We start from the raw sequence: 25,829 nt of genomic DNA, 5'->3' as shown, positions 1-25,829 counted from the left end.
CAGCCCCGAGTTGTTTCTGAATCACGACTGTTTCTGAATTACTTAGACGAGACTGAATCATGGCCCTCGACATTCACGCTCACCGCATCCTGATCCTCGATTTCGGTTCCCAGTACACCCAACTGATCGCCCGCCGCGTGCGTGAAATCGGTGTTTACTGCGAACTGCATCCGTTCGACATGGACGAGGAAGCCATTCGCGAATTCGCTCCAAAAGGCGTGATTCTCGCCGGCGGCCCCGAGTCCGTGCACGAAGCCGACAGCCCTCGCTGCCCGCAAGCAGTGTTTGACCTGGGCGTGCCAGTCTTCGGTATCTGCTACGGCATGCAGACCATGGCCGAGCAACTGGGCGGCAAGGTTGAAGGTTCCGACCTGCGTGAGTTCGGTTACGCCCGTGTCGATGTGGTCGGCAAGAGCCGCCTGCTCGACGGCATCGAAGACCACATCGACGCCGATGGCCTGTTCGGCCTCGACGTATGGATGAGCCACGGTGACAAGGTCACCAAGATGCCGGAAGACTTCCACATCCTGGCCAGCACCCCGAGCTGCCCGATCGCCGGTATGTTCAGCGATGAGCGTCGTTATTACGGCGTGCAGTTCCACCCGGAAGTGACCCACACCAAGCAAGGCGGTCGCATCCTGTCGCGCTTCATCCTCGATATCTGCGAGTGCGAAGCGCTGTGGACACCGTCGAAGATTGCTGAAGACGCCATCGCCCAGGTCCGCGCTCAGGTCGGCACCGACAACGTACTGCTCGGCCTGTCCGGCGGCGTGGACTCCTCGGTAGTTGCCGCGCTGTTGCACAAAGCCATCGGCGATCAGCTGACCTGCGTCTTCGTCGACAACGGCCTGCTGCGTCTGCACGAAGGCGAGCAAGTGATGGCCATGTTCGCCGAGAACATGGGCGTCAAAGTGATCCGCGCCAACGCCGAAGAGCAGTTCCTCGGTAACCTGGCGGGTGAGTCGGACCCGGAGAAGAAGCGCAAGATCATCGGCCGTACCTTCATCGACGTGTTCGATGCCGAATCCTGCAAGCTGGACAACATCAAGTACCTGGCCCAGGGCACCATCTACCCGGACGTGATCGAGTCGGCTGGCGCGAAAAGCGGCAAGGCGCACGTGATCAAGTCGCACCACAACGTGGGTGGCCTGCCGGAAGAAATGAACCTCAAGCTGGTTGAACCGCTGCGCGAGCTGTTCAAGGACGAAGTCCGTCGTCTGGGCCTGGAACTGGGCCTGCCGTACGACATGGTCTACCGTCACCCGTTCCCGGGCCCGGGCCTGGGCGTGCGGATCCTCGGTGAAGTGAAGAAGGAATACGCCGACCTGCTGCGTCGCGCCGACCACATCTTCATCGAAGAACTGCGCAAGGCCGACTGGTACCACAAGGTCAGCCAGGCGTTCGTGGTGTTCCAGCCGGTGAAATCGGTTGGCGTTGTCGGCGATGGCCGTCGTTACGCCTGGGTCGTTGCCCTGCGTGCCGTGGAAACCATCGACTTCATGACCGCGCGTTGGGCGCACCTGCCTTACGAGCTGCTGGAAACCGTCAGCGGCCGTATCATCAATGAAATCGAAGGCATCTCTCGCGTTACCTACGACGTGTCGAGCAAGCCGCCGGCGACGATCGAGTGGGAGTGATCCCGGTCTGACTGATCGTCGGTAGTCCCTGAAAGGCCCTGTGAACGCGAGTTTACAGGGCCTTTTGCGTATCTGGCTCCGTGGTTGTCTGATTACACAGGTAGTCGCCCCTCGAGCACCATGCCCATGCGGCTGAGCGCTCGCGCAAGGCTGATCAGATTCGGGTAGTTGACCTGATGCACATCGGCCCAGGCGGGACGGTTGATCAGAAAGCCGCCGTCCCCGGTTCGCTCAATCATTGTCCGCGCAATCTGGTTGGTCCTGCTGCGATGAATCAACGTCCAGATTTCGTTTGATTTTTCGATGGTGAACATGCCTTGGCGAAACAGGAACCGATCGATTTCGTCGGGTGTTCGTTGAAGGATCGGTGTTGGCATTTGCAGGTTTATGTCGGCATACAAGGTGTCAAAGTCGCCACGCATTTGCGGTTGGGTTGGAGGAACATCACGTCCTACCTCTATGCCATTGTCTATTTCGATGTGCTGACTTTGGTCAGGGCTGACTTCCTCAATTCGCACTCCGATACCTCCTTCCATTTCGCTGATGCCGGCAATGCCCCTGAAGGTGTTGGTGTTTTCCTGGCCGGTCAGCACCACCCATTTTCCGGGGCCGTTGTAGGCTTCATTGGTCTGGATAACGGTGTGGGTAAGGTAGTTCTTGATAGCTTGCTCCCTGACACCGCTCAAGGGGGCGCCTTCGTATCTGTAACTGGCAAGGCAATCGGTCGCCTGGATTCGAATGCCGTACTGACGAGCAGTTTTTACGACTTCAATTGGGGTGAACTGCCCGGAAGAATTGCTTGCCAGCTGGTTCAGGTACTTTTCCAGCATGCCGTGCATCTTCCCGGTTTTAGCGAAGGCATCCAGGTCGACCTGATTAAAGTCGTTGAGCAGACGATGCATATAGATCGTCTTGACGTCTTGCTGGGCCAGCGTCTGCATGTTTTCGATGAGAAACCGCATGCTGGCAACGCGATCCTGACTTTCACCAATGACCAGGCCAGGTGAGTTATCGAATACCTTTTGAATGAGTTCCGGGACGGTCACAGATGGCGTGATGACGGGTTGCACTGGGCGTGCAGGCAATGAGGCAAAGAAGTCTCTTGGGGAGTGGAATGAGCGTGCATCCGCTATGAGTGCCGCGCGATGTTCGGCGACAAAACGTTCGTAAGTGGACACACCTTTGATACTTCCGTCGGGAAGATAAACGATTTTGATATGCGTCTCTTGCTTGCCCAACGCCAGGAAGTTCATTGACTGCCCATTGGAGGTATCGTATTTCGTCAAGGGGCTGCGAAGTTCGGGCGCAGAGTGAGTGGTCGCCTGGGAGGTTCCTGGAACGGGTTTGACGAGATCCTTCCCGCCTCCTTTCAAGCCGGCGTTTGGTGCCAACTCCCATTCACCTTCGGCATTCAGGCGTACCGGAATTGACCCCGTCGAGGCGAATGGATTTTCCGGATCGATGATAGCCCACGTGCCGCCGCCGTTAACGTCGGCTTCGTACCGCACGTAGTAAGCCTGGTCATTCATCAGGATGGCGGTAGAAGGGTTGGATTCCAGCGAGTGGATGCCCTGGAACTTGCCGCTTGTGGCGAGAGGGGCCTGACTTTCCAGAATCTCATTGCTTTGCCAGTGTTCCGGTACTTCAACAGATTGCCCGGACTCCTTCGGCAGGGGAGTGAACTCTTCAAGTTGACGAATTATCCCCTGCGAATCATCGGACGCTTGTGGGGCTTGCGCGCCGACAGGTTTATCAGGATTAGCGGAGGCCCTCAGATCCGCCATCTCAGCCGCTTCGGCCGCGTCGACCGAAGCGCCCGCTTCCTCCAATACGCTGACTTCCTTGAGCAGCGGGATGTTGAACAGGGTATTAATGCCATCGAGCACCGCGCCGATGATACCGGCCTTGCGTTCCGCCGCCGTATTGCCATTGACCGCTTTGTCGATGTTCAAGCCCATTGCCGCGATGCTGGCCCCGATCACCGGCAACGCGATGGGCCAGCCGAGTATGGCCAATGGACCGAAAACGTGCAGGCCGACAGTCAGATAACCCAGCCAAAGCTGTTTGCGCATTTGGCCATTGGACACGAGTGTCAGATCGGCCTCTTCCAGCATCGCACTTTGTACGGCCCGGCTCTGCCAGATGAACGCATCGCCGCTGATAGTGATGTTTTTCTGATTGATCAAGTGGTGATCGTATTTACCCCAGGTGCCGACCAACTGATTCATCAGCGGGGTGATGTTGTCGTGGACTTCCTTGCGTACCGACAGCGGGAAATGGGTCATGAATTCGCTGCGGGCTTGCTCTTCGTTCATTTGAAGCAGCATCCACCAGTGCATATCCGTCGGTGTCGGGTGCACGTGAAAGGCTTGCGGCGCGCCGGGAACGTAGGTGATCTGCCTACCGTTGCCGGTAACAATGCGCAAAATATCGGTGGCGACATGTCCAGCTACATCCAGGGCGCACATGGTGATACCTGTAGGGGCGGCGGATTCGGCCTGCAGCGTTGCCAAGGTGATCGGCCAGACAGGTTCACTGACGACGGCCCTGACGACAGTCTGAAAATCTTCTTCTTCCAGTTGGCCGTTTTGCCGAGCCTCGACGGCTTTGGTGAGGTAATTGCATTTGGCCAAGGTCCGGAAGTCATCGAAATGAGTGGTCCAGAAGGCATTCAGTTTGTTCAGATAGCGGTCACTGAGGCTCATCTCCCACAGGTCCGTGAGGACCTTGCTGGGGTACATCCGCACTTCATTGGTTTTGTTGAAAATGCTGGCGTTTGCATCTTCGGAGTAAAAGCCGCCATTACCATTCAGCTCGAGGGCGTCGTCTTGATCGGTAACGCGGTATCGGTGAATGACCAGCTGCGTCAAGGTCAATGACTCAATGGGTTTTGGGTAGTGTTCCCACCCCAGGAATGTCTGGTCGTTACTGACCGAGGTATTGCCAAAACGATGCCACCAGACCTGATCCGGGTCTCTGTCGGTGATGCCATGTTTTTTCAGTATTTCGCTGGCCACCGCATGGGCTTCTTCTTGCAGGCCCGGGCAGGCAGCGATGATGACGGGGGCAATCGTTTTAAGCTGTTCCTTGTCGGCAGCATTGGGTAACGCTTCAGTACTCTGATCAACAGGCATGCTCTCGCTCCTTGAGAAATGGGCTGTGAGGATTACCCATTTAGTCAAAGCAAGTGCACTACATAGTTATGCCCAAACGTGATTGATAAGAAGGTAGGGTCAGCGCCGGGCCACGTCCGAAAAGTAGAACTTGTCGAGGGTATGCCGCGATTCGGTGTATTCGAATTGACGACCGTCCTGCAGGAAGGTCTGGTTGCTGACCACAATCACATGGCTCTGGCCGTCGAGGTCCAGGTGTTGCTGGTCGTCCTTGCTGCGGGGCACCGCTTCGATGGTGCGCTGGGCGTAGGCGATTTGCAGTTGCAGGGTTTGCTCGATGAAGGCGTAGATCGAGTGCTCGGCGATGTCGCGGGACAAGCCGGGAATCACGTCGCTGACGAAATGGTTGATGTCCAGGATCACGCGTTTGCCGTCGATCCGCCGCACGCGTTTGATCCGGGTGATCAGGCTACCCTCTTCGGCCTTGATGTGTTCGAGCAGCGGGCCTTCGAGGGGAATCTGGGTGAACTCGACCACTTCGGTGCTGACGTCGTTGCCCAGTCGCGGGTAGGTTTCCTGGAAGCTGACGATGCCACCGAGTTGAAACTCGATCGGGTTGGTGGACAGCACGAAGGTGCCTTTGCCGTGGACTTTCTGGGCGAAGCCACGCTCCTGCAATTGCTCGATGGCCTTGCGCACGGTGCCGCGACTGGCCTGATAGCTGTCCATCAGTTCGGTTTCGGAAGGCAATCGGGCGCCGCGTTCCAGACGTTCGGTGGTGATGCTGGCAAGCAGATCGCTGTAGATCTGGTTGTATTTACTCATGGGGATGGCTCTGTGCCGCGTTGTGCTCAAGGTTTTGAACCTTAAGGGCAGGGTAGGGGTTTGTCCATGCGGCTTTGGGTTTCTTTGACTTCGGAGGTAGGAAATATCGCCGCCTGTCGGGTTCAGGATAAACAAAATCAAACTCGTCTGTACGAGTTGTTGCTTTAACTCGTACAGACGAGTATTTTTCGCTTCGGCGTGCTGCCAATAACAAAAAACTACAGCGGAAGAACAAGCATGAGCCATGACTATCCGAACATCGTCACCGAGCTGCTGCACAGCCTCGGTGGCAGCGACAACCTCGAGCAGGCCGCGCACTGTGTCACACGGCTGCGCCTGGCCCTCAAGGACCCGAGCCTGGTCAACAGCGCCACGCTGAACCAGATCGATCTGGTCAAGGGTTCGTTCTATACCGGCGGCCTGTTCCAGGTGGTGATCGGCCCTGGCGAAGTGGAAAAGGTCTACGCAGAGCTGCGCCGACAGACCGGTCTCGCCGTCTCGACCATCGCCGACGTCAAACAGAAAAGCGCCGACAAGATCAACGCCATGCAGCGACTGGTGCGGGTGTTTTCCGACGTGTTCATGCCGATTCTCCCGGCGCTGATCATTGCCGGCCTGCTGATGGGCATCAACAACCTGCTCGGCGCCAAGGGCATGTTCATCGAGGGCAAGACCCTGCTGGACGCCTATCCGAAGCTTGACGGGCTCTGGAGCCTGATCAACCTGATGGCCAACACGTCCTTCGTGTTCCTTCCGGCGCTGGTGGGCTGGTCGGCGGCAAAGCGCTTTGGCGGCAGCGAAATCCTCGGCATTGTGCTCGGCCTGATGCTGGTGCACCCGGATCTGCTCAACGCCTGGAACTACGGCAAAGCGGTGGCCGGGCTTGAGGGGCAGAGCTTGCCGTACTTCGACATCCTCGGTGTGTTCCAGATCGAGAAAGTCGGTTATCAGGGGCAAATCCTGCCGATCCTGCTGGCGGCCTATGTGATGAGCGTCATCGAAAAATGGTTGCGGGCGCGGGTGCCTAACGCGGTGCAATTGCTGGTGGTGCCGATCACCACCATCGTCGTCACCGGTGTGCTGGCACTGGCGGTGATTGGTCCGGTGACCCGCCATCTGGGGATTCTCATCACTGAAGGTGTGGTCACCCTGTTCGATCTGGCGCCGATGGTTGGCGGGGCGATTTTCGGCCTGCTCTACGCACCACTGGTGATCACCGGCATGCACCACATGTTTCTCGCAGTCGACCTGCAACTGATCTCCACCCAGGGCGGCACGTTCATCTGGCCGATGATCGTCATGTCCAACCTCGCCCAGGGCAGCGCGGCACTGGGAGTGTTCTACATGACCCGCAATGTGCGGGACAAAAGCATGGCCTCGACCTCGGCAATTTCCGCCTACTTCGGCATCACCGAACCGGCCATGTTCGGGGTCAACCTGCGCTACAAGTTTCCGTTCTATGCGGCCCTGACCGGCTCGGCCCTGGGCTGCATCTTCCTGTCGCTGAACAAGGTCCAGGCCTCGGCGATCGGCGTTGGCGGCTTGCCCGGTTTCATCTCGATCATCCCGCAGTTCATTCCGATGTTCGTGATCGGAATGGTGATTGCAATGGTCGTGCCGTTTGTTCTGACCTGCGGGTTGAGCATGAAGATTGTCCGGCCTGGGTATCGGGTCGCCTGATAGATCGCATTCGCCCGTACATATTCAAAAAGGAACCCGCCATGCAAGACTGGCAACGTTCGGTGATCTACCAGATCTACCCGAAGAGTTTTCACAGCCACGCCGGCAACCCCACGGGGGATTTGCTCGGCGTCGTGGCCAAGCTCGATTACCTGCACTGGCTGGGTGTCGATTGCCTGTGGATCACGCCGTTCCTGCGTTCACCCCAGCGTGACAACGGTTACGACATCAGCGATTACTACGCCATCGACCCGAGCTACGGGACCATGGCCGACTGCGAATTGCTGATCGCCGAAGCCGCCAAGCGCGGGATCAAGCTGATGCTCGACATCGTGGTCAACCACACCTCGATCGAACACACCTGGTTCCAGCAGGCCCGCAGCAGCCTCGATAGCCCTTACCGCGACTTCTATATCTGGCGCGACCAGCCGAATAACTGGGAATCCAAGTTCGGCGGCTCGGCCTGGGAGTACGAAGCCCAGACCGGCCAGTATTACCTGCACTTGTTCGATCACACGCAGGCCGACCTGAACTGGGACAACCCCAGGGTGCGCGCTGAAGTCTTCAAGATGATGCGGTTCTGGCGCGACAAAGGCGTGGGCGGTTTCCGTCTGGATGTGATCAACCTGATTTCCAAACCGGCGGATTTCCCTGAGGACAACACTGACGGTCGACGCTTTTATACCGATGGCCCGAACGTCCATGAGTACTTGCAGCAGATGCACCGCGAAGTGTTCGAAGGTCATGACCTGATCAACGTCGGCGAGATGTCGTCCACCAGTCTGGAACACTGCATTCGCTACTCGCGGCCGGAGTCGAAAGAGCTGTCGATGACCTTCAACTTTCATCACTTGAAGGTTGATTACCCGAACCTGCAAAAGTGGATTCGCGCCGATTTCGATTTCCTCGAACTCAAGCGCATCCTCTCCGACTGGCAGACCGGCATGCAGGCCGGCGGTGGCTGGAACGCGCTGTTCTGGTGTAACCACGACCAGCCGCGGGTGGTTTCGCGGTTTGGTGATGACGGCGAGCATCGGGTGGTGTCGGCGAAGATGCTCGGCACCGCGTTGCATTTCCTCCAGGGAACGCCGTTTGTGTATCAAGGTGAAGAGCTGGGCATGACCAATCCGGGGTTCGATCACATCGATCAGTACCGCGATGTCGAGACTCTGAACATCTTCCGGCTCAAGCGCGAGGCCGGTGCCAGCGACGCCGACAACATGGCGGCGATCATGCAGAAGTCCCGGGACAACAGTCGCACGCCGATGCACTGGAGCGCCGAGCCGAACGCCGGTTTCAGCGCTGTCGAACCGTGGATCGGGGTGCCGGCCAATGCCACGCAAATCAACGTCGCCCACCAACTCGACGACCCGGATTCGGTGCTGCATCACTACCGTCAGCTGATTGCCCTGCGCCGCAGTGAAGCGCTGATGTCCGATGGCGTGTACCGGCAGTTGTTGCCTGAACACACGCAAATCTGGGCGTACGTGCGTGAAGGCAATGGTGAGCGTTTGCTGGTGCTGAATAACTTTTATGGCACACCGTGCGAAGTTGAACTGCCGCCGGAGGTGATCAGCGAAGCGATGGCACAACGCCTGGTGATCAGCAATTACCCGGACTCTCCGCCACGACATCGGCAGGTCTTTTTACGGCCCTATGAGTCGTTCGTTCTGCACCTGACCAACATTTAAAAACACTGTTTCGAACAACACGCAGAACACTGCGCGGGGGAGTTTTGCGCGCCGGTTTTGCTGCATCACACAATAAAAATAATGAGGTGGTTCTTGAAAACAACAATAAATCGCAGTCTTGTAGCGGCGGGCGTGTGCCTGGCACTACCACTGTCAGCCCAGGCGCTGGAATTCGCCGGTTACTTGCGCAGCGGCGTCGGGACCTCGGTTAACAGCGGTAAACAGCAGTGTTTCCAGCTACCGGGAGCGCAGACCAAATATCGCTTGGGTAACGAATGTGAGCAGTACGCTGAACTTGAATTGCGCCAGGATCTGTACACCCTGGACGATGGTTCGGTGCTCAGCGTCGACGGCATGGCATCGCTGTATAACCAGTACGACAAGGACCTGACGTTCAACGGCGACAACGGCTCGGTGCGCATGCCGCAGCTGTATGCGCAATGGTCGAACATGCCCAGCCTCAATGGTGGTTCGCTGTGGGCCGGTCGGCGTTACTACAAACGTAACGACATCCATATTTCCGACTTCTACTACTGGAACCAGAGCGCCACCGGCGGCGGTATCGAAGACGTGCTGATCGGTGATCTGAAGTACAGCTACGCCTTCTCGCGCAAGGACAACCTGTACCAGAAGGACTACATCAACCGTCACGATTTCAACGTCGCCGGCTTCAACACCAACCCCGGCGGTGAGTTGGAGTTCGGCTTGAGCTACATCGACAAGCCCGACAGCCGCGACGCTCACCGTGGCTGGGCGATCACCACCCAGCATGTGCAGAAAGGTTTCCTGGGCGGCAAGAACAAACTGGCCTTTCAGTACGGCGAAGGCCCCGGCACGGGGTTGGGCTATACCGGTAACGTGAAGCTGGACGACAGCAGTAAAAGCTATCGCGTGGTGGAATTCTTCGACTGGCAAGTGACGCCGCGCTTCGGCGGGCAGGTCGAGGCGGTTTATCAGAAGGACATTCGCCCCGACGGCGCTGACCAGAACTGGATTTCCCTCGGAATTCGCCCGGCCTATGCGATCACCGAGCAAATCAAACTCGTGACCGAGCTGGGCCACGATCAGGTCGAGGCCACAGGCGGCACGCGCAAACTGAGCAAGTTCACCATCGCTCCGACCTGGTCACCCAAGGGCCCGGAATTCTGGGCGCGCCCCGAGGTGCGTCTGTATTACACCTATGCCAGCTGGAACGAGGCGGCCAAACGGGCGGCCAATGAACTGGCGGCAGGTTCGGCGTTATCCGACACCGGTGCCTTCGGCACGGCGCGGCATGGTTCGAACGTCGGATTGCAGGTCGAGTACTGGTGGAAATAAGCGATGCTGTCGGGGCCTCGCGCTCCATCGGCACTTCAAAGAACAAAACAGCAGGTGACGTCATGGCCACACCCCAACAATTGCAACTGCTGGCACCCTTGTCCGGCGTGCTGATGCCGCTGGACCAGGTGCCCGATCAGGTGTTTTCCAGTCGCGTGATCGGTGACGGTCTGTGCATCGACCCGACCTCGTCCACCTTGTGCGCACCGCTGGCTGGAGTGATCAGCAATGTGCAGGCCAGCGGGCATGCCGTCAGCATCACCGACGACAACGGCGTGCAGGTGTTGATGCACATTGGCCTCGACACCGTGAACCTGGCCGGCAAGGGCTTCACCCGATTGGTGGAGGAAGGTCAGCGGGTTGAGGTGGGGCAGGCGCTGATCGAGTTCGATGCCGATTACATTGCCTTGAACGCCCGCAGTTTGTTGACCTTGATGTTGGTGGTCAGCGGTGAGCCGTTCACTTGGCTGACGCCTGAAACGGGCGTAGTGGAAAGTGGTCAGTTGCTGCTGAGTTTGAGTCCGTCTGAAGTAGCGGCCGATGAGCTGGAGGAAGGCGAGGCACTGTTCTCAAAACCGCTGACGCTGCCCAATCTCAATGGCTTGCACGCCCGCCCTGCGGCGGTGTTTGCCCAGGCGGCGAAAGGTTTTTCGGCGAGTATTTGTTTGCATAAACAGCAGGACAGCGCGAACGCCAAATCCCTGGTGGCGATCATGGCGTTGCAGACCGCTCACGGCGACATCGTGCAAGTCAGCGCGGCGGGCGCGGATGCCGAAGTGGCGATCAAGACCCTGGTCGAGTTGCTGGCCGCCGGGTGCGGAGAAGCCGTGACGGTGATGGCAGAGGTTGAAACGGTTGCGGCTGATGCTTCATCGCTGAAGGTGCTGCACGGCGTCTGTGCATCGGCGGGGTCGGCGTTTGGTCAGGTGGTGCAGATCGCGCAGCAGACCCTTGAAGTCATTGAATCCGGTCGGGGCGCGCAAGTTGAGCGCGAGCACCTGTCCCAGGCGTTGGCGACGGCGGTCCTGGACCTGCAGCAGTTGCGTGACCAGGCCACGGGTGACGCCCAGGCAGATATCTTCAAGGCGCATCAGGAACTGCTAGAAGACCCTAGCCTGCTGGATCAGGCCCTGGCGCTGATCGACGCTGGCAAAAGCGCCGGTTTCGCCTGGCGGGCTGCCACAGAGTCGACGGCTACCTTGTTCAAAAAACTGGGCAATGCCTTGCTGGCCGAACGGGCAGCGGATTTGGCCGACGTTGGTCAACGGGTGCTCAAGTTGATTCTCGGCGTAGAGGATCAAGCGATGGAGTTGCCGGAAGGGGCGATTCTGATTGCCGAGCAACTGACGCCCTCCCAGACCGCTGGCCTGGACACGCGCAAGGTGCTGGGGTTCGCGACGGTCGGCGGTGGTGCCACCAGCCACGTGGCGATTCTCGCCCGGGCCTTCGGCTTGCCGGCGATCTGCGGTTTGCCGGTTCAGGTGCTGGCACTGGCCAATGGCACCCGGGTTTTGCTCGATGCCGACCAGGGCGAGTTGCAGCTGGATCCCGAGCTGGCCGCCATCGAGCAGTTGCAAGCCAATCGTCAGCGACAAAAGAAACGCCGGCAATATGAATTGGAAAATGCCGCGCTGGCTGCCTGTACCCGCGATGGTCATCACGTTGAAATCACCGCCAACATCGCTTCGCTGGCCGAAGCTGAGCAGGCCATGACACTGGGCGGCGAGGGCGTCGGTCTGTTGCGTTCGGAGTTTCTTTATCTGGATCGCAACCATGCACCGAGCCATGACGAGCAAGCGTCCACCTACAGGGCCATCGCCCGAGCATTGGGGCCTGCGCGCAATCTGGTGGTGCGGACCCTGGATGTCGGCGGCGATAAACCATTGGCCTACGTGCCGATGGACCGTGAAACCAACCCGTTCCTGGGCATGCGCGGCATTCGTTTGTGTCTGGAGCGTCCGCAGCTGTTGCGCGATCAGTTCAAGGCGATCCTGAGCAGCGCCGGGTTGGCTCGGCTGCACATCATGTTGCCGATGGTCACGCAATTGTCGGAGTTGCGGCTGGCCCGTCAGCTGCTTGAAGAGGAAGCGCTGGCAGCAGGGCTCACGGAACTGCCGAAACTGGGGATCATGATCGAAGTGCCGGCAGCGGCGCTGATGGCGGATCTGTTTGCGCCCGAGGTGGATTTCTTCTCCATTGGCACCAACGACCTGACCCAATACACCCTGGCCATGGACCGCGATCACCCGCGGCTGGCCAGTCAGGCCGACAGTTTTCATCCATCGGTGCTGCGCTTGATCGCCGGTACTGTGAAAGCCGCCCATGCCCATGGCAAATGGGTCGGTGTGTGCGGCGCCCTGGCTTCGGAACATCTGGCGGTGCCGTTGTTGCTGGGGCTTGGCGTGGATGAGTTGTCGGTGAGCGTGCCGCTGATTCCGGCGATCAAGGCGGCGGTTCGCGAAGTCGACCTGCTGGACTGTCAGGCCATCGCCCAGCAAGTGCTGGGGCTGGAAAGTGCCGGGCAGGTGCGCGAGGCATTGCGGCTGCACCACGAGGCGACGGTCGATACTTCACTGGTTCTGGAGAACTGAGCATGTTCGAGAAAATGCAGCGGGCGTTCTGGAAAGCGTTGACCCCGGATCTGGTGGTGGATGAGTCGAAAGCGGTAGCTCAAGCCGTTTCCGGGCTGGCACCGAATGTCGTGGCCGCACTGGGCGGTGCGGATAACCTCAAGTCACATCAGCCCGTGGCGCTGACCCGGATGCGGGTGGAGTTACGGGATGTGGCGCGGATGGATCGGCAGGCGTTGACGGCGGCTGGAGTGCCAGGCGTGATGATGCTGGACGGTGGAGTGGTGCATCTGCTCACCGGTTTGCAGTGATCGTTCCCACGCGTTGCCCTTACTGTTTCTCATCCGCAGGTGTATCGTATTCGCCTTTTGCAGGCACCGCGCCTGTGGCTGATACGTGAGGTAGTTGAGTTCATGTCCTTTACCCGTCGACAAATACTCGGTGGTCTGGCCGGTCTTGTGGTGGTTGGCGTGGGGGCCGGTGGCGCGTCGCGTTACTGGCTGGGCAAGATGGCCGACGCTGAGGCCGGCCACGACTATGAGCTGATCGCCGCCCCGCTGGACGTCGAACTGGTGGCCGGGCACAAGACCGAGGCCTGGGCGTTCGGCCCCTCGGCGCCGGGCACTGAGTTGCGCGTGCGTCAGGGCGAATGGCTGCGGGTGCGCTTCATCAACCACTTGCCAGTGGCGACCACCATTCACTGGCACGGCATCCGTCTGCCGCTGGAAATGGACGGCGTGCCCTACGTGTCGCAATTGCCGGTACTGCCGGGCGAATACTTCGACTACAAGTTCCGTGTGCCCGACGCCGGCAGCTATTGGTATCACCCGCACGTGAACAGCAGCGAAGAACTCGGTCGCGGGCTGGTCGGTCCGCTGATCATCGAAGAGCGCGAGCCCACCGGTTTCAAGTACGAAAAGACCTTGAGCCTCAAGAGCTGGCATGTCGATGAAGAAGGCGCTTTCGTGCCGTTCAGCATTCCTCGTGAAGCGGCCCGTGGCGGTACGGCTGGGCGCCTGTCGACCATCAATGGCATCTCGCAAGCAGTGATCGACTTGCCTGCCGGGCAGATCACCCGCGTACGCCTGCTCAACCTCGACAACACCCTGACTTATCGCCTCAACATCCCCGGCGTCGAAGCGCAGATCTACGCGCTGGACGGCAATCCCATCGAGCCACGTCCATTGGGCAAGGAATACTGGCTGGGCCCGGGCATGCGCATTTGCCTGGCAATCAAGGCTCCGCCGGCCGGCGAAGAACTGTCGCTGCGCAATGGCCCGATACGCCTGGGCACCTTCCGCTCAGTGGCCAATACCGACGCGCCGACCGAATGGCCGCCAGCGCTGCCCGCCAACCCGGTGGCCGAGCCGGACCTGGCCAATGCCGAGAAACTCAACTTCAATTTTGAATGGGTGGGCTCGGTGTCGGTCAACGTCGACAACGGCAAGCCGCCCAGCCTGTGGCAGATCAACGGCAAGGCTTGGGACATCACCGACAAGACCTGCGCCGACCGACCGATTGCCAGGCTCGAAAAGGGCAAAAGCTATATTTTCGAATTTAAAAACATGACTCAGTATCAGCACCCGGTCCATTTGCATGGCATGAGCTTCAAGGTTATTTCCTCGAACCGGCACAAGGTCATCCCGTACTTCACCGACACTTACCTGTTGGGCAAGAACGAGCGCGCGCAAGTGGCGCTGGTGGCGGATAACCCGGGCGTCTGGATGTTCCACTGCCATGTGATCGACCACATGGAAACCGGCCTGATGGCCGCCATCGAGGTGGCTTGATGCGTCAGATACGCCCCGCGGCGATTATCGACCGCAGCCGTGATCGTGATTTCATGCGCGAAGCCCTGGCCCTCGCCGCCGAAGGCGCGGCGCTGGGTGAAGTGCCGGTGGGCGCGGTGCTGGTGCAGGACGGTGAAATCATCGGGCGCGGTTTCAATTGCCCGATCAGCGGCAATGACCCCAGCGCCCACGCCGAGATGGTCGCGATCCGCGCCGCCGCCCAGGCCGCCAGCAACTATCGCCTGCCGGGCAGTACGCTATACGTGACGCTGGAGCCGTGCAGCATGTGCGCCGGGCTGATCGTGCATTCGCGGATTGCGCGGGTGGTGTATGGCGCGCTGGAGCCCAAGGCCGGAATTGTGCAGAGCCAGGGGCAGTTTTTTACCCAGGGCTTTTTGAATCACCGGGTGCTGTACGAAGGCGGGGTGTTGGCCGAGGAGTGCGGGGCAGTGTTGAGCGAATTCTTCAAGGCCCGTAGGGCCAAGCCAGCGGATTAGGCGGCGACAGGTAGGCCGCCTTGCCCGCGAAGCTTTTACTTGCGGGCAACAATCACCGCACGCATCGGCGCCGGCAGCCCTTCGATCGTTTTGCTGTGATCATCCGGATCAAGGAAGTCGCTCAACGATTGATACTTCATCCACTCCGTCCCGCGTTGTTCCTCGACCGTGGTCATGCTCACATCCACGCAACGCACATCGCTGAACCCGGCGCGACGCAACCACAGTTCCAGCGCCGGCACCGACGGTAGGAACCAGACATTGCGCATCTGCGCGTAACGGTCTTCCGGCACCAATACCTGCTGTTGATCGCCTTCGATTACCAGCGTCTCCAGCACCAATTCACCACCCTTGACCAGGCAATCCTTCAGCGCCAGCAAATGCTCGATCGGCGAACGGCGATGGTAAAACACGCCCATGGAAAACACCGTGTCGAAGCCTTCCAGATTCGGCGGCAGGTCTTCGAAAGGGAAGGGCAGGTGCCAGGCATTGGGTTCGGACAGGTAACGCTGCACCGCCTGGAACTGGCAGAAGAACAGCCAGTTGGGGTCGACGCCGATTACGCTGTCGGCCCCGGCGCCGAGCATGCGCCACATGTAATAGCCATTGCCGCAGCCGACATCGAGGATGCGTTTGCCCTTCAGGTCCAGATGTGGAGCCACCCGGGACCACTTCCAGTCCGAGCGCCATTCGGTGTCGACATGCACGCCAAACAGGTCAAACGGCCCTTTACGCCAAGGTGACAAGCCCATCAGCGCGGTGCGCATTTGCGCGCGGGTTTCATCGTCGCAATCGGTGTCCAGCTTAAGGCCGTTCAACAAGTCGACTTCGCTCGGCTGGATCTTCGGCAACGCATCCAGTGCGCTCTGCCAGCGCTCCAGGTCACCGTGACCTTTTTCCATTTTCTTGTCGAGTTGCACTTGCAGGGTGTTGGCCCATTCGGCCAGCGGCGTACCGGCCAGACGGCGGGCGAGGGGGGACAAATCAATCATGGCAAGGCAATCAACGAGGCAAAGTTAAGACACTGGAACCACGGCACGACTTTCGAGAACCCGGCGGCCAGCAGGCGTTCGCGGTGTTCTTCGAGGCTGTCGGGCTTCATGACATTTTCGATGGCGCTGCGCTTCTGGGCGATTTCCAGTTCGCTGTAGCCGTTGGCGCGTTTGAAGGCCACGTGCAGGTCAGTGAGCAACGCGTGTTCTTCGGGGTCGTTGAAGCGCAGCTTCTCCGACAAAATCAGCGCGCCACCGGGCAGCAACGATTGGCGGATGCGCGCGAGCAACGCGGTGCGCTGGTCCGGAGCGATGAATTGCAGGGTGAAGTTCAGCGCCACCACCGAGGCCGGCTGGAATTCCAGGGCGAGGATGTCGCCTTCGATCACTTCCACCGGCAGCAACTCCTGGAACATCGAGTCCTGGCCGTTGAGGTATTCGCGGCAACGCTCGACCATGGCCGCGGAATTATCCACAGCAATGACGCGGCAGCCGTCGGTACGCACGTGGCGGCGCAAGGCCTGGGTCACGGCACCCAGCGACGAGCCCAAATCGTAGAGCACGCTGTTTGGCTGAGCGAATTGCGCGGCGAGCACGCCGAGGTTTTCAACGATGGTCGGATAACCCGGCACCGAGCGCTTGATCATGTCCGGGAACACCCGCACCACGTCCTCGTTAAAGGCGAAGTCAGGCACCTGGGCCAAAGGCTGGGCGAAAAGGCGATCGGATTCTTTGCTCACGGCGGTTCCAGCGGCGTAGGTGGAAAAGGCCGGCATTTTAGCCAACTTGGCGCGGGGATGCGCGGGTTTGCTGATAAACCGCCGGACTAACCTCGGTTAACGCAGAGACATGCTGTTGTGGCGAGGGAGCTTGCTCCCGTTCGGCTGCGCAGCAGTCGTCATCCGGTAAGTGGGTTTTGTCTGGGAAGTTGGTGTCGCCTGGGTTGGGGCTGCTTCGCAGCCCAGCGGGAGCAAGCTCCCTCGCCACAGGATTCAGCGCGGTTTCTGGGTGAACGCCGACGCCGCAATCCCCCATTGCCCCAGCCAGTAACTCAGAATGATTACGTAAGGCGCGGCATGAAATGGCATCACAAACCGGTTAATGCCAATCACGCTGTCAGAACACACAAACGCCACCGCGCCCGCCGCTGCCAGCAGCGCCGAGCGTTTGGGCACATCGGTGCCGAGTCGGGCCAGGGCGCGCCAGAGCATGGCGCTGATGGCCAGACCGTAGACGATCACCGGGACCAGCAGCGGCCCCAAGCCATTGGAAATCAGAATCCCCAGCAGCACGGCACCCACGCCGAAGGCGAGGATCAGCGGCAACACAGCCAGACGCCGGCAATCGCTCAAATAAGCCTTCAGATACGCCAGATGCGCGAGCAAAAATGCTCCAAGTCCAAACACGAACAAGTCTTGCGGCCATGCCAGCAACACATCGCCGACCAAGGAGAAAATCAAACCCAGGCTGATCCAGCGCCGATACGCGCTGGGCGGTGCATCGTGCAACCAGCCGAGCAGGGCCAGCACAGGCATCGGTTTGACCAGCAGGCAGAGCAGCGCGGCATGCACGCTCAGGCCATACACAAAGGTCACCGCGCCCATCAGCGCCAGAATCAGCCAGCCCACGATCAGTTAACCGCGATGGCGCAGTCGAAGGTTTGCACCGCCGGTACTTCCGGTGCCCACGGTTGTGAGTAAGTCAGCCGCAGGCGACCAGTGCCGGTGGCGAAGGCCTGGAAACGCCAGGTCGAGACGCCGGGATCGTCGACGATCCCGGCGTCTTCCGGGTTGCTGTAAACCTCGGGGCTGAGCGCGCGCAACACACCACCGGCTGAATCCTGGATCGCCCAGCGGTAGCCCGTGGTCGGGTTGCTTGGCAGCGTCAGGATCAGGGTTTGCCCGTTGTGCAGTTTCGCCGGGCATTCGCTTTGTTTTTCCACGGTCAGGTTCTGTTTCGGTTGCGAGGCGCAAGCACTCAGCAGAGCAAGGGCGAGGGGGACAAACAGGCGAGTGGGGGACATAAGATCAGCGGCTCCGGCGTTCACGACGAACGGCGAGCATAACTGAAGATGAGACAAATTGTGACGGTCGCCCATTAGGGGTGATCGGGGCGGGAGGCGGGTAATGCCCGTCAGTCAGTGCAGTCCATGTGGGAGCGGGTTTGTGGCGAGGGGGCTTGCCCCCACGCCACAGGCCCGCTGCCGGCGGGTTTAGAGTGTGCCGAAAACTTTCTTCGCCAAACTGGTCGCCGCTGCCGCAGGGTTCTTGCGAATGGTTTCTTCCTGTTTGCCAATCATCTCGAACAATCCGTTCAACGCCTGTTCGGTAACGTAGCTTTCGATGTTGGCATTTTTCGCATCCAGCACACCCAGCGTCGCGGCTTGCCCGGCGAACGCGTTGTATTGCTGAGCCAAACCAACCTGGTCGGTGGCTTGCTTGACGATCGGCAAGAACTTGGTGCGGATCTGTTCGCGGCTGGTTTTGCTCAGGTACTGAGTGGCCGAATCCTGGCCGCCGCTGAGAATCCCCTTGGCATCTTCCACGGTCATCTTCTTCACCGCATCCACCAGAATCGGCTGAGCCTGCGTTACCGCCGCTTCAGCCGCCTTGTTCATGCTGGTTTCCAGTTGATCGACCTGGTCGCCCATGCCGAACTGTTTCATTTTCTTGGCGACCTTACCCAGTTTTCCCGGCAGTTCGATTTTCACGTCCGGGTTGTTGCTAAAGCCGCCGGGTGTGCCCAGCTGTTTAACGGCCAGCTGCGCGCCTTGGGTCAGGGCGTCCTTGAGGCCGCCGGTGGCGTCTTGTTGCGACAGGTCACTGAGTGACAGTGCCAGGGCGTTGGCGCAAATCATCAAGCCTGCGCACAGGCCGGCGAAGCGAAGGGTAGGGCGCAACATGGCGGCTTCCTTATTCAGAAAAAAGGCTCAGAAAAAAAGTTCAGAAAAGACAGTTAACGGACGGCATCGACGCGGATTTTCAGTGGCTGCGGATCTTTGCCGTCCAGTTGCACGGCGTGATGTTCAGTGGTGATGAACATTAATTTGCCGTCCACTTCAATCCGCGCGCTGACTGAGTAACGATGACCGGGTTTGACCTGGGCCGGATCGTAGCTCAAATGAAACGGCAACGGCACCTGGCCTTTGACCGGACCTTTCTGTTCATCGAGCACCACCGCTGGCGCGTCGGCCAGGGACACGTCCTGCAGAGTGATGCTCAGGGTCGCGCTCGGTGGCAGGGCGATGCGTTGCAGGTAGAAAATTTCGCCGTCAAGGCTGACTTTGGTGGCCGGTGTCGTTGACTGGCAGGCGCTTAACAAAGTGGCAGCAGCAAGAAGAGCAATTTTTTTCATCGGAACCTCCAGGACTTGAGCATAGGAAGAAAGCCGGCGCTCAAGGAAATCTAGCGGATTTTGCCGATAGTGTCAGTGAACAAACGTAAGGGCGTATCTAACCACTGATTGAACGTCAGCAATAGACGTGAACTTGCTGGTTGTGGTGTCGGTAAAAGCTCGATAGGGCCCGGAGAGACCGAGATGCGTTGGTGATATCTGTTTTCAATCCCGCTCAGTGCGTAGCGCTTGCCGGGGACGACATCGTCTGGGTCATATTTCAAATAAAACGAAGTTGCAGTTTGTTCATCGTGAGTGACGCGTACCAGCTCAACTTCAGGGTTCCCGGTTTCATGCAGGCTGACGGTCACCGCTTGCTCTGCGGCTACGGCCTTCGGTTCTTGTGCTTCAACATACAAATACCCGATCGGACTCAAGTGCAGGGTCTGGTGATAGGGCGCGTGATTGACGATCACGAAGTAATCCTGTTCCAGCAGCAACGGTTGTTGGTTATGGAACATCTGTATGTTGATCCGGTACTTGACGCTGATATCCAGGTAGTGGTGCGCAAATGAAAAACTGAACTGGCCATCGGTAATCGAAGGGTATCGCCAGTTTTTGACTTTTATCGGTTGATTGGCATTGGCGACCTGGATGTCGATAATTGTTTCACTGTCGCCGTCGAGGGGGGCAATAAAGTCAGGTGGCAAACTGAAAGTCAGAGTGATGTTTGGGGTTTCTTCGTTCAATAGACTCATCTCGATATCCTTATCGCGATTATTTAAAGGGAGTCTATTAATTCACGAATCAACTAACCGGAAAACATCTGCGCGTTCCGGTTAGTTGTCAGCAAGTTTCAAGCGTCAGGCACGACCGCCGTTTCTGCCGCATCCTCACTGCGATGTAGCGCCACCTGACGGATCGACAAACGAATCTCCGCCGGCAATACCCGTTTGGCCGCGCCTTCGGCCAGTTCACCCAGCAGTTCGTGGTAGCTCAGCTTGCCGGCTTCGTCGCGGCGCAGCACGTCGAGATCGAGCATCGTCTGGATAAAGTGACGGAACAGGCTCTTGTCGAAAAACTCCGGGGCGTTCAGGCCGTGGAGGATCGACAGGCGCTGGGCCATGACCGTGCAGAGGTCTTCGAGTTCTTCGGCGCTGATGCTGTTCTGGCCGCTGTTGAGCAGCAGGGAAACGGTCATGTAGAAGCGCTGCAAGGTCTGGGCGATGCTTTTCGACAGCAGCGTCAGCAACACGAAATGTCGCGAACTTGGCGCCGGACGCAGGTACACGTCCTTCTCGAAACGCAGCAGGCCTTGCTCGACGAAGGCTTCGAGCCACTGATCAATCACGCCATCGAGTTCGTCCAGCGTCCAGCGAATGAACAGCTCCGATTGCAAGTACGGATACAGTGCGCGTGTGTAGCGCAGGATTTGCTCGCGGCTCATGCGCGACGCGCTCTGGAAGAAACTCGCCAGCAGCGACGGCAACGCGAATATGTGCAACACGTTGTTGCGGTAGTAGGTCATCAGGACGGCGTTTTGTTCGTCCAGGTACAGAATCTTGCCCAGCGCATCGTTCTGCTCGGACAGCAGGTCCATGTCTTTCACATGCTCGATCAGCGCGCGACCGTCACCGTCCGGCAGGGTGGTGTGCGGCGAATAAGGGACCTTGCGCAACAGCGCCAGATACAAATCGAGCACCCGCGCCATGGCGCGATCGTCCAGCGCCAGGCGGCTGGTGGACAGCAGCGCCAGGGCTACCAGATTCACCGGGTTGATCGCCGCCGCTTCGTTCAGATGCTGCGCGACTTTCTCGCCGAGGCGGTTGGTGGTTTCGTTGAGCCAGGCCGGTTTGAATTGCGGGCCGTGTGCCTGTTGGCGCCAGTCTGGCTGTTCGCTGTCGAGGAACTCCGCCAGTTTGATCGGCTCACCGAAGTTCACCGCGACCTGACCGAAGCGCTGTTTGAGCGCGCCGATGACTTTGAAGATGTCGAAGATCGATTCTTTCTTCTTGCTCGCGCCACGTAATTCGCCGAGGTAGGTGCGGCCTTCCAGCACGCGCTCGTAACCGATGTACACCGGCACGAACACGATCGGCATGCGCGACGAGCGCAGGAAGCTGCGCAGCGTGATCGCGAGCATCCCGGTTTTCGGTTGCAGCATGCGCCCGGTGCGCGAACGGCCGCCTTCGACGAAGTACTCGACCGGGAAGCCTTTGGTGAACAGGGTGTGCAGGTATTCGTTGAACACCGAGGTATAGAGCGGGTTGCCCTTGAAGGTGCGGCGCATGAAGAACGCACCGCCACGGCGTAGCAGGCCGCCGATCCCCGGCATGTTGAGGTTGATCCCGGCGGCGATGTGCGGCGGGGTCAGGCCGTTGCGGAACAGCAGATAGGACAGCAACAGGTAGTCGATGTGGCTGCGGTGGCAGGGTACGTAGATCACTTCGTAACCCGGGGCGACCTTTTGCACGCCTTCGATGTTGTTGACCTTGATCCCGTCGTAGATCTTGTTCCAGAACCAGCTCAGCACCACTTCCATGAAGCGGATCGCGGTGTAGGTGTAGTCGGAGGCGATTTCGTTTCCGTAGCGCAAGGCCTGGGCCTTGGCTTTTTCCGGGGAGATGTTTTCGCGCTCGGCTTCGTCGAGGATCGCTTGCTTGACCAGCGGCTGGTTGAGCAGGCCTTTGACCAGGTTGCGCCGGTGGGAAATGTCCGGGCCGATCACCGCCGCTTTGAGGTTGCGAAAGTGCACCCGCAGAATCCGCTGGGCCATGCGCACAGTGCGTTCGTGGCCCTTGTTGTGTTCGATCAGTTCGCGCAGGTGGATCGGCGCGGAGAACTGCACGCGGGTCTTGCGCCCCAGTACGATGATGCTCAGCAACCGGCGCAACCGCCCGGTGACCGCCCAGCTGTCGGCGAACAGCAGCTTCCATGGGCTGTTTTCGCTGTCTGGCGACTGGCCCCAGAACACGCTGACCGGAATGATCTGCGCGTCTTCGGCGGCGTTCTGGCTCAGGGCGCTGACCAGACGGGTCAGGGTTGGCGGCGCACCGCGTTTGTCCTGACGACCAAGCCAGTCGGGATCCGGTGTCAGGTAAAAGAACGCGGCGGGCTCCACCAGCGCACCCACTGATACAGGCAATACCGGACGGGGCAGGCCGGCCTTGCTGCATTCGGTATCGACCACGGCAAGGTCGGTCAGCGAAGGATTTTGCAGGACGTAGAACACCGGCCGGCTGCGGTCGAGGTTAAGGGTGAACGACGACTGGTTGATCGTCTCCGAGCGAACCCAGAGGTACAGCAGTCGGCGCAGGGTGCCAAACACAAGACGGCGGAACGGGGAACGGGTCATACGGCTTCTGCGTGAGTGAATAAAACCGAGCGTTTGCTCGGGCGGTCGATAGTGTGCCGGATTCATCGAAAATCGGCAAAAAAGCGGCGAAGTAAACTCCAGTTGAGAGTTTTTGCGTCTGTCATATACTCGGCGAGCCCGCACTGGCCAGACAGTGGCACCTACTCAGTGCAAGCGATGTTCCCGAGGCTTTCCTGCGAAAAGCCCGATCAATAATAAAAAAGGAGTATGAACAGATGGCAACACGCGAAACCGGCAACGTGAAGTGGTTCAACGACGCCAAGGGTTATGGCTTCATTCAGCGCCAGGACGGGGTGGACGTGTTCGTGCACTACCGCGCGATCCGTGGCGAAGGGCATCGCTCGCTGACTGAAGGTCAGCAGGTTGAATATGCGGTGGTGGAAGGGCAGAAGGGCTTGCAGGCTGAGGATGTTGTAGGTCTGTAAAGCTTAAGGTCAAAAGATCGCAGCCTTCGGCAGCTCCTACGCGCCTGTGGGCGCCGCCGAAGGCTGCGATCTTTTTCGTTTTACGCGGTTTTCCAGGTGATCTCTTCTTCACCATCGACGCTGATGCGAATCCAGCGATCTGCCGTTTCCTCACCTTCTTCCTCGACCCAGCTACCCGGCGCGCAACGCACTTCGACGTTCAGTGCGGCAAATGCGGCGCGGGCGCAAGCGATGTCGTCTTCCCATGGGGTCTGGTCGCTTTCCAGGTACAGGCTGTTCCATTTTCCTACGGCTTTGGGCAGCCAGGTCACTGGCACGCTACCAGCCTTGCACTTGTAGGTCTGGCCTTTCTGAACCCAGTCGGTGCACGGGCCTAAAGCCGCGCCGAGCCAGGCCGCGATGGCTTTGTGATCGACGTCGGCGTCTTTCAGGTAAATCTCGATGTCCGGTTGGCGCATGGATGTCCTCGCTGCGGGTCTGAAAAATCCATTCGCGGATTTAGCCGGTCTTGGGCCGTTGCTCAAGACCAAAAATTAAAGTTGTTCTCTAACTACTGCTGCAGAACGAAATAATCGTAGCGCATCGAAACGGTGACCTCGAACGGTTCCACTTGTTCGATGACCGCTGCCCGGCGTTCGGCACTGGCGCGCCAGCCGTGAGGTGTCATCGCCAAGAGATTCGCGCGATCCTGACCATTGACCAGCATCAGTTTGAACTCCAGGGTTTCGCTGTGTTGCAACGCCATGCCTTCCGGCACCAACGCCAGGTGCTTGTCGTCGGTGTACTCGCGCACTTCATCGTACAGCCGCTCACGCAGTTCCATCAGATGGCCGCTGGTCGGCCCGACTTTCATCAAGCCGCCACCGGGGCTGAGCAGACGTTTGGCTTCTTCCCAGTCCAGCGGGCTGAACACGCTGGCCAGAAACTGGCAGCTGCCCGAGGCCAATGGCACCCGCGCCATGCTGGCGATCAACCAGGTCAGCGCAGGGTTGCGTTTGCAGGCGCGTTTGACGGCCTCCCGGGAAATGTCCAGGGCATAGCCATCGGCGTTGGGCAAGGCTTCGGCGATTTGCGCGGTGTAATAACCCTCGCCACAGCCGATGTCCAGCCAGCGCTGGGGTGCATAACCGGCCGCCAGTTCCGCCAGACGCTTGGCCACCGGCGCGTAATGGCCGGCGTTCAGAAAGTCGCGACGGGCTTCGACCATCGCCTGGTTATCCCCAGGGTCACGGCTGTTCTTGTGTTGCACCGGCAGCAGGTTCAGGTAGCCCTGGCGCGCACGGTCGAAACGGTGCCCGGCGGGGCAGGCCACGCCGTTGTCCACCGCGTTCAGCGGTTCGCTGCAGATCGGGCAGGCGAGCATCAGGCGAGCAACTTGATCAGGGTTTGGTAGTAGATTTCGGTCAGCACGTCGAGGTCGGCCGCCAGTACACGCTCGTTGACCTGGTGGATCGTCGCGTTGACCGGGCCCAGTTCGACCACTTGGGTGCCCATGGTCGCGATGAAGCGCCCATCTGAAGTGCCGCCGCTGGTGGAGGCTTTGGTGTCACGACCGGTGATGTCCTTGATGCTCGCCGACACCGCGTCGAGCAGCGCGCCTGGCTCGGTCAGGAACGGCAGGCCGGACAGCGCCCAGTCGATGTGCCAGTCCAGGCCATGCTTGTCGAGAATGTCGGCGACGCGCTTTTGCAGGCCTTCGACGGTGGACTCGGTGGAGAAGCGGAAGTTGAACACCGCCACCAGATCACCCGGAATCACGTTGGTCGCGCCCGTGCCGGAATTGACGTTGGATATCTGGAAACTGGTAGGCGGGAAGAAATCGTTGCCGTGGTCCCAGTGCTCGGCGGCAAGTTCGGCCAGGGCCGGGGCGGCGAGGTGGATCGGGTTCTTCGCCAAGTGCGGATACGCCACGTGGCCCTGCACACCGCGCACGGTCAATTTGGCGCCGAGGGAACCGCGACGGCCGTTCTTGACCACGTCACCCACCAGGGTGGTGCTCGACGGCTCGCCGACGATGCACCAGTCCAGACGCTCCTTGCGGGCGGCAAGGCGCTCGACTACGGCCTTGGTGCCGTGATGGGCCGGGCCTTCTTCGTCACTGGTGATCAGGAACGCGACCTTGCCCTTGTGATCCGGATAGTCGGCGACGAAACGCTCGGCCGCCACGGTCATGGACGCAAGGCTGCCTTTCATGTCCGCCGCGCCACGGCCGCAGAGCATGCCGTGTTCGTCGATCACCGCGTTGAACGGATCGATCTGCCAGGCGGCCACCGGACCTGTCGGCACCACGTCGGTGTGACCGGCGAAGCACAGCACCGGGCCGTCGTGTTTGCCGTGGGTCGCCCAGAAGTTATCCACATCTTCGATGCGCATCGGTTCCAGCATAAAACCGGCATCGCCCAGGCGCTGCATCATCTGCTTCTGGCAATCGGCGTCGATCGGCGTCACGGATGGACGGCGGATCAGGTCGATGGCGAGTTGAAGGGTCGGCGAAAGGTCGGCGTGGGCCGTCATGTAAGAACTCCGAGGTGCGCACGGTAAACATGTAGGGGCTGCCGAAGCAGCTCCTACCGAGTTTGTTGG

General features: G+C 59.5%; 22 protein-coding genes. 9 read left to right on the top strand and 13 right to left on the bottom strand.

The genetic code is table 11. From position 1 onward, the window contains the following. The first annotated feature begins 59 nt into the window (after positions 1-59). Complete coding sequence (guaA, locus tag ACEN9A_RS24180; RefSeq protein ID WP_019647779.1) at positions 60-1,637, top strand: glutamine-hydrolyzing GMP synthase; 1,578 nt, start codon at positions 60-62, stop codon at positions 1,635-1,637. A 92-nt stretch (positions 1,638-1,729) separates the two neighbouring features. Here the strand turns inward: guaA and ACEN9A_RS24175 are convergent, their stop codons facing one another. Together ACEN9A_RS24175 and treR are read right to left on the bottom strand one after the other, a co-directional pair. Further along, entirely contained in the window at positions 1,730-4,771 is a 3,042-nt protein-coding gene (locus ACEN9A_RS24175; protein WP_258671073.1) for a membrane-targeted effector domain-containing toxin, read from the bottom strand. 99 nt (positions 4,772-4,870) lie between these two features. Next, entirely contained in the window at positions 4,871-5,575 is a 705-nt protein-coding gene (gene treR, locus ACEN9A_RS24170; protein ID WP_019647781.1) for a trehalose operon repressor, read from the bottom strand. 237 nt (positions 5,576-5,812) lie between these two features. Here treR and treP point away from each other — a divergent pair, with 237 nt between their 5' ends. The 7 genes from treP (at position 5,813) to tadA (ending at position 15,120) form a co-directional block, all read left to right on the top strand. Beyond that, on the top strand, positions 5,813-7,255 hold the full coding sequence (gene treP, locus ACEN9A_RS24165) for a PTS system trehalose-specific EIIBC component (RefSeq protein ID WP_258671072.1): 1,443 nt from the start codon (positions 5,813-5,815) through the stop codon (positions 7,253-7,255). A gap of 41 nt (positions 7,256-7,296) precedes the next feature. Next, entirely contained in the window at positions 7,297-8,946 is a 1,650-nt protein-coding gene (gene treC / locus ACEN9A_RS24160; RefSeq protein WP_258671071.1) for an alpha,alpha-phosphotrehalase, read from the top strand. A gap of 93 nt (positions 8,947-9,039) precedes the next feature. Further along, complete coding sequence (locus ACEN9A_RS24155; RefSeq protein ID WP_086944751.1) at positions 9,040-10,263, top strand: maltoporin; 1,224 nt, start codon at positions 9,040-9,042, stop codon at positions 10,261-10,263. Between the two features lie 62 nt (positions 10,264-10,325). After that, positions 10,326-12,854, top strand: a complete 2,529-nt coding sequence (ptsP, locus tag ACEN9A_RS24150) for a phosphoenolpyruvate--protein phosphotransferase (protein ID WP_258671070.1) — start codon at positions 10,326-10,328, stop codon at positions 12,852-12,854. Between the two features lie 2 nt (positions 12,855-12,856). After that, on the top strand, positions 12,857-13,144 hold the full coding sequence (locus ACEN9A_RS24145) for a PTS sugar transporter subunit IIB (RefSeq protein WP_064620087.1): 288 nt from the start codon (positions 12,857-12,859) through the stop codon (positions 13,142-13,144). 102 nt (positions 13,145-13,246) lie between these two features. Next, positions 13,247-14,623 carry a multicopper oxidase family protein gene (locus ACEN9A_RS24140; RefSeq protein ID WP_258671069.1) on the top strand — a complete coding sequence of 459 codons (1,377 nt, stop codon included), beginning with the start codon at positions 13,247-13,249 and terminating at the stop codon, positions 14,621-14,623. Further along, positions 14,623-15,120, top strand: coding sequence for a tRNA adenosine(34) deaminase TadA (tadA, locus tag ACEN9A_RS24135; protein ID WP_018927040.1), 498 nt, complete (start codon positions 14,623-14,625; stop codon positions 15,118-15,120). Before ACEN9A_RS24140 ends, tadA begins: the two co-directional genes overlap by 1 nt. Before the next feature lie 35 nt (positions 15,121-15,155). On the opposite strand, the gene cmoB is transcribed toward tadA, so the two are convergent. The 8 genes from cmoB to plsB all read right to left on the bottom strand — a co-directional run bounded on the left by cmoB (position 15,156) and on the right by plsB (position 22,800). Further along, the gene (gene cmoB / locus ACEN9A_RS24130) at positions 15,156-16,112 is read right to left on the bottom strand and encodes a tRNA 5-methoxyuridine(34)/uridine 5-oxyacetic acid(34) synthase CmoB (RefSeq protein ID WP_007940467.1); all 957 of its coding nucleotides are present in this window, start codon (positions 16,110-16,112) and stop codon (positions 15,156-15,158) included. Further along, positions 16,109-16,888, bottom strand: a complete 780-nt coding sequence (gene cmoA, locus ACEN9A_RS24125; RefSeq protein ID WP_019647788.1) for a carboxy-S-adenosyl-L-methionine synthase CmoA — start codon at positions 16,886-16,888, stop codon at positions 16,109-16,111. The genes cmoB and cmoA overlap by 4 nt, the downstream gene beginning before the upstream one ends. Before the next feature lie 216 nt (positions 16,889-17,104). After that, positions 17,105-17,740, bottom strand: a complete 636-nt coding sequence (locus ACEN9A_RS24120; protein ID WP_258671068.1) for a lysoplasmalogenase — start codon at positions 17,738-17,740, stop codon at positions 17,105-17,107. 2 nt (positions 17,741-17,742) lie between these two features. Next, a complete protein-coding gene (locus ACEN9A_RS24115; protein WP_495688549.1) occupies positions 17,743-18,135 on the bottom strand; it encodes a protease inhibitor I42 family protein in 393 nt (130 codons plus the stop codon). Between the two features lie 189 nt (positions 18,136-18,324). After that, the gene (locus tag ACEN9A_RS24110) at positions 18,325-19,014 is read right to left on the bottom strand and encodes a DUF4197 domain-containing protein (protein ID WP_007940472.1); all 690 of its coding nucleotides are present in this window, start codon (positions 19,012-19,014) and stop codon (positions 18,325-18,327) included. A gap of 53 nt (positions 19,015-19,067) precedes the next feature. Beyond that, positions 19,068-19,466, bottom strand: coding sequence for a YbaY family lipoprotein (locus tag ACEN9A_RS24105; protein WP_019647791.1), 399 nt, complete (start codon positions 19,464-19,466; stop codon positions 19,068-19,070). A 50-nt stretch (positions 19,467-19,516) separates the two neighbouring features. Next, positions 19,517-20,203: a hypothetical protein gene (locus ACEN9A_RS24100; RefSeq protein WP_258671067.1), complete on the bottom strand. Its 687-nt coding sequence runs from the start codon at positions 20,201-20,203 to the stop codon at positions 19,517-19,519. Between the two features lie 98 nt (positions 20,204-20,301). Beyond that, positions 20,302-22,800, bottom strand: coding sequence for a glycerol-3-phosphate 1-O-acyltransferase PlsB (gene plsB, locus ACEN9A_RS24095; protein ID WP_258671066.1), 2,499 nt, complete (start codon positions 22,798-22,800; stop codon positions 20,302-20,304). Between the two features lie 236 nt (positions 22,801-23,036). Between plsB and ACEN9A_RS24090 the strand changes: the two genes are divergently transcribed. Then, the gene (locus ACEN9A_RS24090; RefSeq protein ID WP_007940478.1) at positions 23,037-23,246 is read left to right on the top strand and encodes a cold shock domain-containing protein; all 210 of its coding nucleotides are present in this window, start codon (positions 23,037-23,039) and stop codon (positions 23,244-23,246) included. An 80-nt stretch (positions 23,247-23,326) separates the two neighbouring features. Here ACEN9A_RS24090 and ACEN9A_RS24085 read toward each other — a convergent pair whose 3' ends face one another. The 3 genes from ACEN9A_RS24085 to dapE all read right to left on the bottom strand — a co-directional run bounded on the left by ACEN9A_RS24085 (position 23,327) and on the right by dapE (position 25,760). Beyond that, positions 23,327-23,704 carry a hypothetical protein gene (locus ACEN9A_RS24085; protein WP_018927031.1) on the bottom strand — a complete coding sequence of 126 codons (378 nt, stop codon included), beginning with the start codon at positions 23,702-23,704 and terminating at the stop codon, positions 23,327-23,329. 92 nt (positions 23,705-23,796) lie between these two features. Then, the gene (locus ACEN9A_RS24080) at positions 23,797-24,609 is read right to left on the bottom strand and encodes a putative RNA methyltransferase (RefSeq protein WP_258671065.1); all 813 of its coding nucleotides are present in this window, start codon (positions 24,607-24,609) and stop codon (positions 23,797-23,799) included. Then, positions 24,609-25,760: a succinyl-diaminopimelate desuccinylase gene (gene dapE / locus ACEN9A_RS24075; RefSeq protein WP_019647796.1), complete on the bottom strand. Its 1,152-nt coding sequence runs from the start codon at positions 25,758-25,760 to the stop codon at positions 24,609-24,611. Before dapE ends, ACEN9A_RS24080 begins: the two co-directional genes overlap by 1 nt. Positions 25,761-25,829 lie beyond the last annotated feature (69 nt).

It is taken from the genome of Pseudomonas sp. Pseusp18, from assembly GCF_059506005.1.
The sequence above is the reverse complement of the archived record's forward strand: the minus strand, read 5'-3'. Positions and strand labels throughout refer to the sequence as shown.

Coding starts and splice junctions, on each gene's coding strand:
- guaA (WP_019647779.1), top strand. CDS start 60: ATGGCCCTCGACATTCACGCTCACCGCATCCTGATCCTCGATTTCGGT.
- ACEN9A_RS24175 (WP_258671073.1), bottom strand. CDS start 4,771: ATGCCTGTTGATCAGAGTACTGAAGCGTTACCCAATGCTGCCGACAAG.
- treR (WP_019647781.1), bottom strand. CDS start 5,575: ATGAGTAAATACAACCAGATCTACAGCGATCTGCTTGCCAGCATCACC.
- treP (WP_258671072.1), top strand. CDS start 5,813: ATGAGCCATGACTATCCGAACATCGTCACCGAGCTGCTGCACAGCCTC.
- treC (WP_258671071.1), top strand. CDS start 7,297: ATGCAAGACTGGCAACGTTCGGTGATCTACCAGATCTACCCGAAGAGT.
- ptsP (WP_258671070.1), top strand. CDS start 10,326: ATGGCCACACCCCAACAATTGCAACTGCTGGCACCCTTGTCCGGCGTG.
- ACEN9A_RS24145 (WP_064620087.1), top strand. CDS start 12,857: ATGTTCGAGAAAATGCAGCGGGCGTTCTGGAAAGCGTTGACCCCGGAT.
- ACEN9A_RS24140 (WP_258671069.1), top strand. CDS start 13,247: ATGTCCTTTACCCGTCGACAAATACTCGGTGGTCTGGCCGGTCTTGTG.
- tadA (WP_018927040.1), top strand. CDS start 14,623: ATGCGTCAGATACGCCCCGCGGCGATTATCGACCGCAGCCGTGATCGT.
- cmoB (WP_007940467.1), bottom strand. CDS start 16,112: ATGATTGATTTGTCCCCCCTCGCCCGCCGTCTGGCCGGTACGCCGCTG.
- cmoA (WP_019647788.1), bottom strand. CDS start 16,888: ATGCCGGCCTTTTCCACCTACGCCGCTGGAACCGCCGTGAGCAAAGAA.
- ACEN9A_RS24115 (WP_495688549.1), bottom strand. CDS start 18,135: ATGTCCCCCACTCGCCTGTTTGTCCCCCTCGCCCTTGCTCTGCTGAGT.
- ACEN9A_RS24110 (WP_007940472.1), bottom strand. CDS start 19,014: ATGTTGCGCCCTACCCTTCGCTTCGCCGGCCTGTGCGCAGGCTTGATG.
- ACEN9A_RS24105 (WP_019647791.1), bottom strand. CDS start 19,466: ATGAAAAAAATTGCTCTTCTTGCTGCTGCCACTTTGTTAAGCGCCTGC.
- ACEN9A_RS24100 (WP_258671067.1), bottom strand. CDS start 20,203: ATGAGTCTATTGAACGAAGAAACCCCAAACATCACTCTGACTTTCAGT.
- plsB (WP_258671066.1), bottom strand. CDS start 22,800: ATGACCCGTTCCCCGTTCCGCCGTCTTGTGTTTGGCACCCTGCGCCGA.
- ACEN9A_RS24090 (WP_007940478.1), top strand. CDS start 23,037: ATGGCAACACGCGAAACCGGCAACGTGAAGTGGTTCAACGACGCCAAG.
- ACEN9A_RS24085 (WP_018927031.1), bottom strand. CDS start 23,704: ATGCGCCAACCGGACATCGAGATTTACCTGAAAGACGCCGACGTCGAT.
- ACEN9A_RS24080 (WP_258671065.1), bottom strand. CDS start 24,609: ATGCTCGCCTGCCCGATCTGCAGCGAACCGCTGAACGCGGTGGACAAC.
- dapE (WP_019647796.1), bottom strand. CDS start 25,760: ATGACGGCCCACGCCGACCTTTCGCCGACCCTTCAACTCGCCATCGAC.